General features: G+C 69.9%; 8 protein-coding genes. 2 read left to right on the top strand and 6 right to left on the bottom strand.

The features are described from left to right. Positions 1-1,614, bottom strand: coding sequence for a glutamate--cysteine ligase (gene gshA, locus R4823_RS10095; RefSeq protein ID WP_338618517.1), 1,614 nt, complete (start codon positions 1,612-1,614; stop codon positions 1-3). A 289-nt stretch (positions 1,615-1,903) separates the two neighbouring features. On the opposite strand from gshA, the gene R4823_RS10090 reads away from it, so the two are divergent. Beyond that, positions 1,904-3,472 (top strand): gamma-glutamyltransferase family protein, encoded by a 1,569-nt coding sequence (locus R4823_RS10090; RefSeq protein WP_338619151.1) that lies wholly within the window; start codon positions 1,904-1,906, stop codon positions 3,470-3,472. A 111-nt stretch (positions 3,473-3,583) separates the two neighbouring features. Next, complete coding sequence (locus R4823_RS10085) at positions 3,584-3,997, top strand: hypothetical protein (RefSeq protein ID WP_132979957.1); 414 nt, start codon at positions 3,584-3,586, stop codon at positions 3,995-3,997. A gap of 63 nt (positions 3,998-4,060) precedes the next feature. Here R4823_RS10085 and R4823_RS10080 read toward each other — a convergent pair whose 3' ends face one another. The 5 genes from R4823_RS10080 to glgX all read right to left on the bottom strand — a co-directional run bounded on the left by R4823_RS10080 (position 4,061) and on the right by glgX (position 14,134). After that, positions 4,061-5,359 carry a solute carrier family 23 protein gene (locus R4823_RS10080; RefSeq protein ID WP_087839278.1) on the bottom strand — a complete coding sequence of 433 codons (1,299 nt, stop codon included), beginning with the start codon at positions 5,357-5,359 and terminating at the stop codon, positions 4,061-4,063. 99 nt (positions 5,360-5,458) lie between these two features. Next, positions 5,459-8,146, bottom strand: coding sequence for a malto-oligosyltrehalose synthase (treY, locus tag R4823_RS10075; protein ID WP_338618515.1), 2,688 nt, complete (start codon positions 8,144-8,146; stop codon positions 5,459-5,461). After that, positions 8,143-10,263 (bottom strand): 4-alpha-glucanotransferase, encoded by a 2,121-nt coding sequence (malQ, locus tag R4823_RS10070; protein WP_132979955.1) that lies wholly within the window; start codon positions 10,261-10,263, stop codon positions 8,143-8,145. Before malQ ends, treY begins: the two co-directional genes overlap by 4 nt. Then, entirely contained in the window at positions 10,260-12,050 is a 1,791-nt protein-coding gene (gene treZ / locus R4823_RS10065) for a malto-oligosyltrehalose trehalohydrolase (protein ID WP_132979954.1), read from the bottom strand. The genes malQ and treZ overlap by 4 nt, the downstream gene beginning before the upstream one ends. Further along, the gene (gene glgX / locus R4823_RS10060) at positions 12,047-14,134 is read right to left on the bottom strand and encodes a glycogen debranching protein GlgX (protein WP_132979953.1); all 2,088 of its coding nucleotides are present in this window, start codon (positions 14,132-14,134) and stop codon (positions 12,047-12,049) included. Before glgX ends, treZ begins: the two co-directional genes overlap by 4 nt.

Genomic DNA, 14,134 nt, shown 5'->3' with positions numbered 1-14,134 from the left:
CTACTTGCCCAGCAGGCCGGCCTGGTACGCCGCCACGAACTGGCCGAAATCGCCCGTCTGCACGCGCTCCAGTTCGCGCTGTTCGGCCAGGGACTGTTCGGCCAGGGCACGAAAGCCCGCCAGTTGCTCGCCGGTGCAGGGCTGGGCGCGGAAGTGCTCCGCATGCTGCCGGCTCGTTTCCAGCATGAAGGCCTGGAACGTCATCCCGCTGGCGCGCAGGGCTTCGAGCACGCGGGCCGACGGCGTCAGCTCGGGCGCTTCGACCTTGGCGCGCTGCGCGGCCACCGAGGCCGCGTAGCCGGTCTCGCCGTGGACCCGGTCGAGCAGGTCGGCACAGGCGGCGATGCGATCCAGCAATTCTTCGGCCCACGCACGCAGGCCGATCTCGCTGCCCTCGCGGTTCAGGACCAGGCCGGGCTGGCGGCCCCGCTTGACCACGGTCAGGAAGTTGTTGGCGCTGAGCCGGCAATGTCCGCCGTCGCCGAACAGCGGGCTTTCCTGCAGCGTGCAATACAGCAGGAAGGCATCCAGGAAGCGGCTGGTGGTCTCGTCCATGCCCACGGGCAGGAAGGGATCGATATCCATGCAGCGCACTTCCACGTACTGCACGCCGCGTTCGGCCAGCGCGCGCAAGGGCCGCTCGCCGCTTCGGGCGACGCGCTTGGGCCGGATGCTCGAATAGTATTCGTTCTCGATCTGCAGGATGTTGGTGTTGAGCTGCACCCACTCCCCATCGCGCACCGTGCCTATCTTCTCGTACTCGGGCCAGGGCGTGCTGACCGCTTCGTACAGGCGCGCGACGTAGGTCGACAGATCGTTGTAGCAGGGCTTCAGGCCGGCCTGGGCCTTGTTCTGGTAGCCCAGGTCGCTCATGCGCAGGCTGGTGGCATGAGGCAGGTACAGCGTCTGGTCGTCCAGCCGCTCGAGCTGGTGCGGGCGGCCCTGCAGGAAATCGACCGACAGCGCCGGCGAGGCGCCGAACAGGTACATCAGCAGCCAGCTGTAGCGGTTGAAGTTGCGTATCAACCCGACGTAGCGGGCCGACTGGCGATCCTTGTCCGAGATCCCGGCGGGCTCGCCGGCGTCGGCCAGCAGCGGCCAGAGATCTTCCGAGAACGAGAAGTTGTAATGGATGCCGGCGATGCACTGCATGGCCTTGCCGTAGCGATAGGCCAGGCCGCGCCGGTACACGTGCTTGAGCATGCCGATGTTGGAAGTCCCGAACCACGCGATGGGAATGTCCTTCTCGGGCGGCAGGCCGCACGGCATGGACTGGTTCCACAACAGCTCGCCGCCCAGTTCGCCATGGACGAAGCGATGGATGTCGCGCAGCTCGGCCAGCAGCGACTCGTGGCCGACGTGGGTGCCGGTGATCAGTTCGATCAGGGCTTCCGAATAGTCCGTGGTGATGCTCGGGTGCGTCAGCGCAGCGCCCAGCGCGGCCGGGTGCGGAGTCATCGCCAGGTGACCCTGGGGGTCGACGCGCAGGCTTTCTCGTTCGATGCCATGAAGCCTGCGGGCCAGCACGGCGCGATGCGCGGGCTGGTCCAGCAACGCCAGGCGGCGGTCTAGCAGATCACTCACGGATGTCCTTGAATTCGTACGGCCTCGCATGGCCGCGGCCGGCATGGGCGTGTTTATATCCCAATTGCCGCCCACGCGCCTACGCGGCAGGGCGGCACATTATAGGTGTGGGGCCGGATGCTCCTGGAATTCCCTTACAAGGCTGCGTTCTTTTCGTGGCCGCCGTAGCCAAGCATACCCCGGCCGGCCTTTCCCCCGCCGAGCCGGGGAAAATACCCCACGCGCCCGCGGTCTGGGCCACAATCACGCTTTCCACAGCCCACGGAATGCGTCGATGCCGCTCTCGTTCAGCCCCAACCCCGTACGCGGCAGCCGCGCCATGGCCGTCGCTCCGCACGCACTGGCCTCGCAAAGCGCGCTGGCCGTCATGCGCGAAGGCGGCAATGCCGTCGAGGCGATGATCGCGGCGGCGGCCACCATAGCGGTCGTCTATCCCCACATGAACAGCATCGGCGGGGATGGCTTCTGGCTGATCAGCCGCCCGGGCCAGCCGCCCCTGGCGCTGGAAGCCTGCGGCGCGGCGGCGGCCGCCGCCGACATCGCCTCGTACCGGGAGCGCGGCCTGAACGCGATCCCGTTCCGGGGCGGCCTGGCCGCCAACACGGTGGCCGGCACGGTATCGGGCTGGAATGCCGCCCACGAATGGTCCCGGCGCGAACTCGGCGGCCGCCTGCCGCTGGCCCGCCTGCTGGCGGACGCCGTCGACTACGCCCGCCGCGGCATGCCGGTGACCGCCAGCCAGGCCGCCTGCACCCAGGCCAAGCGCGAGGAACTCTCGGGCGTTCCGGGATTCGCCGACACCTTTCTTCCCGGCGGGGCGCCTCCCGCGGCCGGCGCCCTGTTCCGCCAGCCGCGGCTGGCCGATACCCTGGAACATCTGGCGCGCGCCGGCCTGGACGACTTCTACCGGGGCGAACTGGCCCAAGCCATGGCCCGCGATCTTGCCGACGCCGGCAGCCCGCTCGTGGCGGCCGACCTGGCCGCCCACCAGCCGGTCTGGAAGACGGCGCTGGTGCTGGAACACAGCCGCGGCAAGGTCTACAACGTCCCTCCTCCCACCCAGGGCCTGGTGTCGCTGCTTATCCTGGGCCAGCTGGACCGCCGCCTGCCCCGCGAACTGGATCCCGCCGGCGCGGACTACGTCCATCTTTGCGTCGAGGCGACCAAGCTGGCCTTCGGCGTGCGCGACGCCCACATCACCGACCCGGCGCACATGGATGTCGACCCCCAGTCCCTGCTGGCCCCGCGGGAATTGGACGCCATGGCCGCCAGGATCTCAGCGGACCGGGCCGCCCCGTGGGGCCAGGGCAAGGGGCCGGCCGATACGATATGGATGGGCGCGGTGGACGCCCAGGGCGTCGCGGTGAGCTTCATCCAGAGCATCTATCACGAGTTCGGCAGCGGCGTCGTGCTGCCCGGGTCGGGGGTCAACTGGCAGAACCGGGGATGCAGCTTCTCGCTCGACCCGCGATCGCGCAATCCGCTGATGCCCCGCCGCAAGCCCTTCCACACCCTGAATCCCGCCATGGCCCACCTGGCCGACGGGCGTACGCTGGTCTACGGCAACATGGGCGGCGACGGCCAGCCCCAGTCGCAAAGCGCCGTCTTCACCCGCATCGTGCACTTCGGCATGAATCCCCAGGCGGCGGTGGACGCACCCCGCTGGCTGCTCGGCCGTACGTGGGGGCAATCCTCGGACACCCTGAAACTGGAGTCGCGCTTCGACCAGGCCACGGCCGACGCGCTGCGGGCACGCGGACACGAGGTCGAGATGCTGCGCCCCTACGACGAGACCATGGGCCACGCCGGTGCGATCCTGCGCCAGGCCGACGGTACGCTCGAGGGCGGCGCGGACCCGCGCAGCGACGGTTCCGTGGCCGCATGGTAGAGGTGGCGCCGATTACCAACGGACAAGATTCCACGTAAAACCTTACACAGCGTGGCCGCGAAGCCGTCTAGATTGAAAAGCGTGGTGTTTTCGATCTACGAGGAGCACGCGATGAAGCATACCGACTACGCGGCGCGGCCCCCCCATGGGGGCGGCTTTTCTTCCCTGGGCCGTACCGGGATGAAACACTTCGCCCTGGCCATGGGCCTTGCCGGCTGCTGCGCCGTGGCATACGCCCAGCAGGCGCCGACGCGGGACCAGGCCACCCAGGCCCTGCAGAACGCCATGCAAAGGGAAATCCAGTCCATGAACAACCAGCAGGGCTTCGACAGCCCGTCGGCGACCAGTATGACCCGCTCGCTGGAGGTCAAGGCGCTGAACAACTGCAGCGCCTCGGGCTCCCAGAGCGTGACCTGCGACGTCACGACCAGCGCGGACGTCAAGGGCAACCGCCGCGAGGGTACCCACCGCTACGAGTTCTACCAGCAGGGAGGCCGCTGGGAGGCCAGGCTGCCGGCCTCCTGAGGTCGAGCCCGGCAGGACGCCGGCGCGGCCGTCATGCCTTGCGCATGCCGGCCGCGCTTGCGTTCAGCGCTTGCCGGCCCCTGCCAGCAAGGCGTTGAGCAGGATGGCGCCGAAGGTGGCGGTACCGATTCCGCCCAGCGCGAAGCCGCCGAAATGCAGGGTGAAATCGCCCGTGCCCAGTACCAGCGTGACCGCGGCCACGATGAGGTTGCGGTTGTCGGAGAAATCGACCCGGTTCTCGACCCAGATCCGCGCGCCGGCCACGGCGATCAGCCCGAACACCACGATGGAGACGCCGCCCAGCACCGGCCCCGGGATAGTCAGGATGACCGCGCCGAACTTGGGCGAGAATCCCAGCAGGACGGCGATCAGCGCGGCGATCACGAACACCAGCGTCGAATAGATGCGGGTGACGGCCATGACGCCGATGTTCTCGGCATAGGTGGTCAGGCCCGTGCCGCCCACGCTGCCCGACAGCATGGTGGCGACGCCGTCGCCGACGAAGGCGCGGCCCACGTAGCGGTCCATGTTGTAGCCGGTCATGGCGCTCACCGCCTTCAGGTGCCCCAGGTTCTCGGCCACCAGGATCACCGCCACCGGCGCGATCAGGATCATCGCATCCAGCTTGAACACCGGGGCGGTGAAGCGGGGCAGCCCGAACCACGCGGCCTGCGCGACCGGCGCGAAATCGATGGGCTTGCCCAGTCCCATGCCGTTGGTCAGCAACGCGTAGAGCACATAGGCGAGCAGCAGTCCGGCCAGGATCAGCAGGCGCTGCAGCATGCCGCGCGTGAAGACCGCGACGACGCCCACGCACAGCACGGTCGCCAGCGCCATCCAGGCGTCGAAGGAATTGGCGGTGACGCCCTTGACCGCGATGGGCGCCAGGTTCAGGCCGATGACGGCCACCACCGCGCCCGTGACCACGGGAGGCATGAAACGCTCGATCCAGCCCGCGCCGGAAGCCATCACCACCAGCCCGATCAGCGCGTAGACGACGCCGCAGGCGATGATGCCGCCCAATGCCACGGCGATGTTGCCGTTCAGCCCCGACCCGCCGTATCCCGTGACCGCGATCACCAGCCCGATGAAGGCGAAGCTGGACCCCAGGTAGCTGGGCACCCTGCCGCCGACCACCAGGAAGAACAGCAGCGTGCCGATGCCCGACATGAAGATCGCCAGATTGGGATCGAAGCCCATCAGGAGCGGCGCGAGCACCGTCGAGCCGAACATCGCGACCACGTGCTGCACCCCCATGGCCAGCATCTGCGGCCACGGCAGACGCTCGTCGGGCGCGATGACGCGCCCCCCCTCCAGGCTGCCCGGCTGTTCGCGCCAGGCCGGAAAGTATGAACCCGCCATAGATACACTCCCTCGCTTTGTTTTGATTTTTGCCCACATGGAGCAGCGCAAGTGTAGAGGTTCCACCGGCCCGGCGGGTGGTCGGGAGCCAACGCGGGATCAGGCGTGCATCAGGGCGACCGGAAAGGCGGCCAGGGCGTCGGCCACGCGCACCGTCCCGCCGGCCACGGCGCAGGAGCGGCCGTCCAGGACGTTGCGCAGTGCGCCGTCCCTGACGAGGCCCGACAGGTCGATGGACGTGTCGCCCCAGGCCCCGGGGGGCACGTGCGGAACCGGCGACGGGCCGGAGGCCAGCACCAGCGCCGAAGCGTGCAACGGCACGATCGCCACGGCGAACCGGTCCTCGTGGCGGCGGGCGAAGGCCAGCACCGCATCCCGGGCGTCGCCATGCGCCGCAAGCGGCAGATAGTCGCCGCGGCGGAACAGGTCCGGATCGCGCTGCCGCAAGGCCAGGGCGCGCCGGATCAGCTCGAACTTGATGTGCCCCTCGCGCCAGTTCGCCACCAGCGAGGCGCAATCGGCATCGGACGCCAACGCGGCGCGGCGCCGGCCGTAGTCCACCGGCCGGCGGTTGTCCGGATCGACCAGGCTGAAATCCCAGAACTCGGTACCCTGGTAGAGATCGGGCACGCCCGGCGTGGACAGCCGCAACAAGGTCTGGGCCAGGCCGTTCAGGGCGCCCGCCGCGCCGGCGCGCGCCACGAAGGCCGACAGTTCCAGCAGGCTGCGGCCGTTGCGGCGGGGATCGAGCACGGCGCGCAGGAAGGCGTCGCAGGCCTGCTCGTATTCGTCGGCGGGCGTCACCCAGCTGGAGCGCAGCTTGGCCTCGCGCAGGGACTTGGTCTGCCACTCCCCTACCCGCTCCGCCAGCGCCGCGATGCCGGCCTCGTCGGCGATGGCCAGATCCAGGGGCCAGGCGCCGAACAGGGTCTGATACAGCATGTATTCGTCCGCCGGCGCCGGACGCGGCCCCTCGCGCGCCTTGAGCGCCTCGTGGCGGCGCATCCATGCGCCCACCAGCCGCAGCCACTCGTCCCCGAACTCGCTCAGCACGGCCAGGCGCGCCCGGGCGTCCTCGCCGCGCTTGTGGTCATGGGTGGCGGTGGCCAGCATGGCATCGGGGAAACGGGCCGCGCGCGCCAACACCTTGCGGTGGAAACCTTCGGCATCCAGCGAGAACACGCCGGGATCGGAGCCGACCTCGTTGCGCGACAGCAGCCGTCCGTAGCGGTAGAACCCGGTATCCTCCACCGACTTGGCCGCCAGCGGCGCCGTCAGTTGCTGGAACCTGCGCAAGGCTTCCCGGCGCCAGGCCCGCAGCGCAGGCGTGGCCGGCGCGTCCGGCGCCTGTCCCAGCCATTGCGCCAGCAGTTCCAGCAACCCGTGATCGGCACGCCGCAGGACCTGCCGCGCGCCCTTGCAGGCGATTCCCATGGCCACCTCATCGGCCGCCAGGGGCGTCTCGCCCCCGACGTAGGTGCGGTAGACGGGAAAATGCACCAGCAGTTCGGTCAGCACCCGGCGGATGGCGGGCGCCCCCCAATCCCGGGTAGCGAGGTCGGTGCGCGCGATGCGATGCAGTATGCGGACCAGCGCGTCGCACTCGCCCGCGAAGCTCTGCGCGACCAGCCGGCGCCGCACGTCCAGCACCAGCGCGCGAAAGCCGCGCGCCTCGCCCGACACGGCCTCCCATTGCGCCGTCAGGCGCGCCTCTCCTTCGGGGTGGTGCAGCAGCGCGCCCACGTCGTTCATGAAGTCGTAGCCGGTGGTCCCCTGCACGCGCCAGCTCGCCGGCAGGGGTTCGTCGGACGCCAGTATCTTCTCGACCACGATATACGGCACGTCGCGCGGACATCCGGCGGGCCGCCCGCTGTCGAGCGCGGCGAGGTTCTCGCGCAGGTAGCGGCAATAGGCCTCGGGATCGGCCAGTCCGTCGATGTGGTCCACGCGCACGCCATCGATCAGTCCCTCGGCGTACAGGCGAAACGGCAACGCATGGATGGCCTCGCGCGTGTCCTCCCTTTCCACGCGCACGCCGATCAGGTCGCTGACCTCGAAGAAGCGCCGCCAGTTGATTTCCTCGGCCGCCGTGCGCCACCACGCCAGCCGGTAGTGTTGCCGTTCCAAGAGCGCGTGCAGGCGCGCCCGGCCCTCTGGCCGCGTGGCGTCATAGGCCTCCGGAGGCTGGGCCGCGATCTCGGCCGCGCAATCGGGGGCGATCGGAAAGCGTGCGTCGAAATAGGCGATGACAGGCTCGCCCGTCTCCTCGTCCAGCCGTACCGACAACTGGCCGGCGGCCAGGACCTGGCCGTACTGCTCGCCCAGGAAAGGGGCCAGCACCTTGCCACACAGCGCCAGGTCGGCCGGCTCCCAGTCGATGTCGAAGAACTCGGCATAGGGACTGGCGCGCCCCAGCTTGAGCACGCTCCACCACCAGGCATTCTCTTTTCCCACGCCCATGTGATTGGGCACGATATCCACGATCAGGCCCATGCCGTGCTCGCGCAGCCGCGCCACCAGCCTGCGCAGCCCCTCCTCCCCTCCCAGTTCGGGGCTCACGCAGCCGTAGTCCACGGTGTCGTAGCCGTGCATGGACCCCGGGCGGGCGCGCGTGATGGGCGAGGCATACAGATGGCTGATGCCGAGGTCGCGGAAATACCCGACCTGTGCGGCGGCGGCCTCGAAGGGAAAACCCGCGTGGAACTGCAGGCGCGCCGTGGCGCGCGGCACGCCGCAGGCGACAATGTCCTGCCCGGCGGCCCGCGCCGGGAAAACGGATCCGTTCATGCCCTCCCCCTCGTCCTGGCCAGCAAGGCGGCGCGCCCGGCGGCGCCGGGCTCCTCGAACAACGATTCCACCGGTAGCGGCATGCGGCGCCGCCAGTTCGGATGCGTATCGACGGTGCCCGGCAGATTGGGTTGTTCCTGAAGGCCCAGCATGTCCTCCAGCGGCACGACCAGCAGCGGGGCCGGCGTTTGCGCCACGAAATCGAGCACCGCCGTCACCGGCGCCTCCGGCGGGAGCGGATCGCCGGCGCCCACCGTGCCGGCGCGGCCCAGGTCTTCCCACAGGCGGGCCCGGTCCTGGCCCCGCTCCGCCTGCTCGGCCTCGATGCCGCGGCCCTCGGCCAACAGGCCCAGTTCGGCTCGCCAACGGATGTCGGTACCCTGCCACCATCCCGCCACCGTCGGCAGATCGTGCGTCGTCGTGGTGGCCAGCGCCTGCCGCGACCAGCCGCCCGGCGCCCTGAACGGCGCGCCGGGCCAGGCCCCTTCCCGGTTGAACCACAGAACGTCCATGCCCAGCATGCCGGCGCGCGCGATCTGCTCGTTGAAGCCCTCGGGCACCGTGCCCAGGTTCTCGCCGATCACGATGGCGCGATGCCGCCACGACTCCAGCGCGATCAGGCGCATCATGTCCTGGAAGGGATAGCGCACATAGGCCCCCTCGTCCGGCGATGCGCCTTCCGGCACGAGCCACATGCGCGACAGGCCCAGCGCATGGTCGATGCGCACGCCGCCCGCGTGCGCCAGGCTGGCCCGCAGCAGCTCGATGAAGGCGCGGTAGCCGTTGGCGGCCAGCGCGCGCGGGGAAAACGCCGTCAGCCCCCACGCCTGGCCACGCGGATTGAAGAGATCCGGCGGCGCCCCTGGCGACAACCGGGCCAGCACCTCCTCCTGCCGCGCCCAGGCATGGCTGCCCGAGGGATCCGTGCCGACCGCCAGGTCCGAGATCAGCCCGACAGGCATGCCGGCCCGGCGCGCCGCGGCCTGCACCTCGGCCAACCCGCGCGCGGCGAGCCATTGCAGGAAGACGTGGAATCGCACCTCGTGCTCGTGCTGCGCGGCAAAACGCGCCACCTCCGGGCTGGCGGGCGAGCGGAACGCCGCCGGCCATTGGCGCCAGCCCGACCGGTCCCGGGTCTGCTCCACGCGCCAGGCGTGGATGGCCTCGAAGCGCGCATGCGAACGCAGCGGTTCGCCGCCTTCCCGCTCGAATGCCTGGAAGTCCTCGTGCATGCGCGGCGGCGCATTGCGCGGAAAATCGTCGAACAAGGCCCGCAGCACGGCCAGCTTGGCCCGCCCGGCCGCGGGCCAGTCGACCAGCGACAGCCCCGCCAGCCGCGACAGCTCGTCCCCCAGCCCCCGCGCCGAGACGGCAGCCAGGGCCTGCGGCCCGAACAACGCGGCCGGATCGGCGTACAGGACGTTCAGGAACAATCGGCTGGAAGGGGCATAGGGGCTGTAGCGCCCCGGATCGGCGCTGAACATCGCGTGCACCGGACTGACGGCGATGGCGGACGCGCCCCGCGCGGCCGCCTGTTCGGCCAGCAGCCGCAAGGCGGTGAAATCGCCGAATCCCGAGCTGCCCGCGGCGATGGATGCCGCGGCATCGCGGCGCAGGCCGTAGAGCTGGACCCCCAGGGACCAGAGACGGGCCGGCGCGCCATGCAAGGCGTCATCGATCGCGAAGCACCGGTCCGGCGCGACGGCCAGCGTGCAGGCGGCCTGGCCCAGCTGCAAGGTGTGATAGCCGGGTCGGTCCACGCCGGGCAGGACGAGCGCGCCGCTGGCGCCGCGCCGGGCGATCCCGCTCATGCGCCCGCCGTCCTCGAAAGACAGCTGGAACGGCAACTCGGCCTCGCTCCCGGCCCAGGGCAGTTCGACCGGCGCTCCCGGCGACGCGGTCTTCAACGCCGGCAGCCCCTGTCCGCTTTCGTGCTCGAGCCGTTCCAGGCAATCGGCGACGCCCGCGGGCGTCTCCACGTCGAAGCCGAGTTCGGTCAGCAGGGTACGCAGCACCTCCGGCGCCACGACCTGCTCCCGGCCCATGGCATCCCGCCAATGCACGGCGACGCCGGCCGCGCCGGCCAGGCGCTCGAGGTCGTGATCGGCTCCTCTCATGAAGTCTGCGCCTCCGTCCAGGCAAGGGTGCACGTGGGATCGAGCACGCCCTGCTGCAAGCCGCGTGCCAGCCCCTGGCGACTCTCGAACAGCAGCGCAAAGGCCGCGCCGGGCTGCGTCGCCGTCACCGCGTCGTCGCCGAAATTGGAGGCGATCGCCAGCACGCGCCCATCCCCCAGGCTCCAGCGCGCCTCGACCGCGCTGTCGCTCAGGGCGCGCGCCCCCAGGGCCCGCGTCGCATCCAGGCTGGGCATCAGCGCCTCGCGCCGGCAGCGCAGCAGCGCCTGGTAATACGCATACCAGCCCCCCGTGTCCTGGAACAGGCCGCGCCGCGACGCTTCGAAGGTGGATGCCTCGTTGGGATCCGGGATGGCGGCCCGCGCGGCCTCGTCGGCGAACGCGGGAAAACTCTCGAACTCCTTGCGCCGCCCTTCCCGCACCGCGCCGGCCAGTTCCGGACCATGGCTGGTGAAGTACAGGAACGGCGTTTCCACGCCGTATTCCTCGCCCATGAAGATCAACGGGATCTGGGGCGCCAGCAGCACCAGCGCCACCGCCGCGCGCAGCGCCTCGCTGCGGTCTCCCACCAGGGTCCGCAGGCGCTCGCCCAATGCCCGGTTGCCGATCTGGTCGTGGTTCTGAAGGAACAGCACGAAGCTGGTCGGCGGCAGGTGCGCCGACGGCCGGCCCCGGTGCTGGCCGCCGCGATGGGCCGACGGCTCGCCCTGGTAGACGAATCCCTCGGCCAGGCAGCGCGCCAGGCGCGCCGCCGGCCGTTCGTCGTAGTCTCGGTAATAGCCCTGGTTCTCGCCCGTGAGCAGGCGATGCAGGACGTGGTGGCCGTCGTCGTTCCACTGCGCGTCGAACTCATGTTCCAGCAGCGGCACGGCGTTGCCATCGTGCTCGATGACCAGGTGCACGTGCCGCTGGCGGTCGGTCGCCTGCCGGATGGCGTGGGCCATCTCCTCCAGCCAGTCCTGCTCGGCAATCGCATGCACCGCATCCAGCCGCAAGCCGTCGAAACGGTATTCGTGCAGCCAGTACGCGGCGTTGCCGGTGAAGAATTCCCGCACCGGCCGGCGGCGGAAATCGATGGCCGGCCCCCATGGGGTGTGCACGTCGTCGCGGAAGAAGGACGGCGCATAGGCGTGCAGGTAATTGCCGTCCGGCCCGAAATGGTTGTAGACCACGTCCAGGAAAACCATCAGCCCCAGGCCATGGGCCTCGTCGATCAGGGCCTTGAGGGACTCCGGCGTGCCGTAGGCGCGGTCCGGCGCATAAGGGAGCACGCCGTCGTAGCCCCAGTTCCGGGTGCCGGGAAAATCGGCGATGGGCATCAGCTCGATGGCCGTCACTCCCAGTTCGGCCAGGCGCGGCAGGTGGCCGCGCACGCCGTCGAAGCCGCCCATGGCGCCCACGTGCAGTTCGTAGATGACCGCCTCGCTCCAGGGTCGGCCGCGCCATCTCGTATTGCGCCACCGGTAGGCGGCCGGATCGACGACCACGCTGGCATCGTGCACGTCGCCGTCCTGCATGCGCGAGGCGGGATCCGGCACCGCGGTTCCGTCCGCCAGGCGATACCGGTAGCGCGTGCCCGCGCCGCGAGCCACCTCGGCCTCGAACCAGCCTTCCCGCCTGGCCTGCATGGGGACGACGGACGCTTGCGCCGTGCCGGGATCGAGCTCCACCGACACCGCCTGCTGGCCCGGCGCCCACAGGCGAAAGCGCGTCCTGTCCGGCCCCAGCAGGCGAGCACCGAATTTCTCGGAAAGCAGAGTTTTCTTCATGGCGAGTTCATCCTGCAACCCAGCAGCACCACGCTGCGCGGGGCCAGCTCCAGCGGCATCTGGACCACGTCGGCCTCGGGCGCCTCCGGGCGGCTGCTGTCGATCAGCATGCGCCAGCGCACGGCCGGCGCGGGCAAGGCGAACGAGACGGCATGGCCGTGGCCGTTGACCAGCAGCTGCGTGACTTCGACGCGGCCGTCGTGCCGGACCGCCCGCCGCAGCACCAGCGCGCGCCGGCCGGGATCGTTCCACGCCTGGCTGTCGACCCGTTCCCCATGCTCGTCGAACCAGCCGATCTCGGCCAGGCCATCCTCGACGAAGTGGTAGTCCGCCATGTAGCGCTCACTGCGCAGGGACGGATACTCGTGCCGCAGCGCGGCCAGCCTCGCAACGAAGGCCGTCATGGCCCGGCCTTCGCCGGAGGCGGCCAGGCGCCAGTCGAACCAGGAGATCTCGTTGTCCTGGCAATAGGCATTGTTGTTGCCGGACTGGGTACGGCCGAACTCGTCTCCGCCCAGCAGCATGGGCGTGCCGTGCGCACAGAACAGCGTCGCCAGCATGGCCCGCGCCACCGCCGCCCGGGTCTCCAGCACGGCCGGATCCAGGGTCGGTCCCTCGACGCCCCAGTTGCTGCTGTGATTCTCGTTGCTTCCGTCGCGTCCTTCCTCGCCGTTGGCCTCGTTGCGCTTGTGGGTGTAGCTGACCAGGTCCGCCAGCGTGAAACCGTCGTGCGCGGTGACGAAGTTGATCGAGGCCCACGTCCGGCGATGGCGGCGGTTGAACAAATCGCCCGATCCCGCCAGCCGCGTGGCCAGCTCCGGCCGCACGCCCTCGTCGCCGCGCCAGAAACGGCGCACGGTATCGCGGAAGCGGTCGTTCCACTCGGCGAATCCCGGCGGATGATGGCCAACGTGATAACCGTCGGGGCCGATGTCCCAGGGTTCTGAAATCAGCTTGAGGCGCGACAGCAGCGGGTCCTGCAGCAGCGCGTCGAAGAAGCCCGCCCCCGGATCGAAGCCGCCGGCCTCGCGGCCCAGCGTCACGCCCAGGTCGAAGCGGAAGCCGTCCACGCGAAAGGCCTCGGCCCAGTAGCGCAACGAATCCATCACCATCTGGATCACACGGGGATGCGACAGGTTCAGCGTGTTGCCGCAACCCGTGTCATTGATGTAGTGACGCTCGTCGCCGGGCACCAGGCGGTAGTAGCTGGCATTGTCCAGCCCGCGCCACGACAGGGTCGGCCCGGTCTCGCTGGCTTCGCAGGTATGGTTGTAGACCACGTCCAGGATCACTTCGATGCCGGCCGCGTGCAGGTTGCGCACGGCGGTCCGGATCTCGTGCAGCTCGTTGCGCGACAGATAGGCGGGCTCGGGCGCGAAGAACGACAGGCTGCTGTAGCCCCAGTAATTGCGCAGGCCGCGCTCGACCAGGAAACGGTCGTTGACGTGGGCATGGATGGGCAGCAGTTCCAGCGACGTGACGCCCAGCGACAGCAGATGATCGATCAGCGCGGGATTGGTCAGCGCGCGAAAGGTGCCCCGCTCGATGGGCCGCATGTCCTCGCGCGAGATCGACATCCCCCGCACGTGGGCCTCGTAGATCACGGTCTGGCCCCACGGCCATTCCGGCCGCTGGTCTCCGTGCCAGTCGAAGGCATCGTCCACGACCACGCACTTGGGCACCGCGGCGGCGCTGTCGCGGCGGTCCATGCCGCGATCCTCGCGCCGGAAGCCGTTCAGCGCGTCGGTCCAGCGCAGCGACCCGGCCAGCTTGCGGGCATACGGGTCGATCAGCAGCTTGTGCGGATTGAAACGGTGGCCATGCTGCGGCTCGTAGGGGCCGAATGCCCGGTAGCCGTATACCTGCCCCGGCCCCGCCCGCGGCAGATAGCCGTGCCAGACTTCGTCGGTGCACTCGGGCAGGGGCATGCGCGCGATTTCCTTGCGCCCCGATTCATCGAACAGGCACAGATCGATGCGGTGCGCGTGCGCCGAGAACACGGCGAAGTTCACGCCCATTCCGTCGCAGTGGGCGCCCAGGGGATAGGGGCGGCCCGGCAGCAAGCGATCGACGACGGCGCCCAT

This window comes from Pigmentiphaga sp. CHJ604 (genome assembly GCF_036972535.1).
Classification (GTDB): domain Bacteria; phylum Pseudomonadota; class Gammaproteobacteria; order Burkholderiales; family Burkholderiaceae_B; genus Pigmentiphaga; species Pigmentiphaga daeguensis.
The sequence above is the reverse complement of the archived record's forward strand: the minus strand, read 5'-3'. Positions and strand labels throughout refer to the sequence as shown.

Excerpts from the sequence above, each read along its gene's own strand:
- R4823_RS10090 (WP_338619151.1), top strand. The coding sequence starts at position 1,904 with ATGGCCGTCGCTCCGCACGCACTGGCCTCGCAAAGCGCGCTGGCCGTC.
- gshA (WP_338618517.1), bottom strand. The coding sequence starts at position 1,614 with ATGCGAGGCCGTACGAATTCAAGGACATCCGTGAGTGATCTGCTAGAC.
- R4823_RS10080 (WP_087839278.1), bottom strand. The coding sequence starts at position 5,359 with ATGGCGGGTTCATACTTTCCGGCCTGGCGCGAACAGCCGGGCAGCCTG.
- glgX (WP_132979953.1), bottom strand. The coding sequence starts at position 14,134 with ATGGGCGCCGTCGTCGATCGCTTGCTGCCGGGCCGCCCCTATCCCCTG.
- treY (WP_338618515.1), bottom strand. The coding sequence starts at position 8,146 with ATGAACGGATCCGTTTTCCCGGCGCGGGCCGCCGGGCAGGACATTGTC.
- malQ (WP_132979955.1), bottom strand. The coding sequence starts at position 10,263 with ATGAGAGGAGCCGATCACGACCTCGAGCGCCTGGCCGGCGCGGCCGGC.
- R4823_RS10085 (WP_132979957.1), top strand. The coding sequence starts at position 3,584 with ATGAAGCATACCGACTACGCGGCGCGGCCCCCCCATGGGGGCGGCTTT.
- treZ (WP_132979954.1), bottom strand. The coding sequence starts at position 12,050 with ATGAAGAAAACTCTGCTTTCCGAGAAATTCGGTGCTCGCCTGCTGGGG.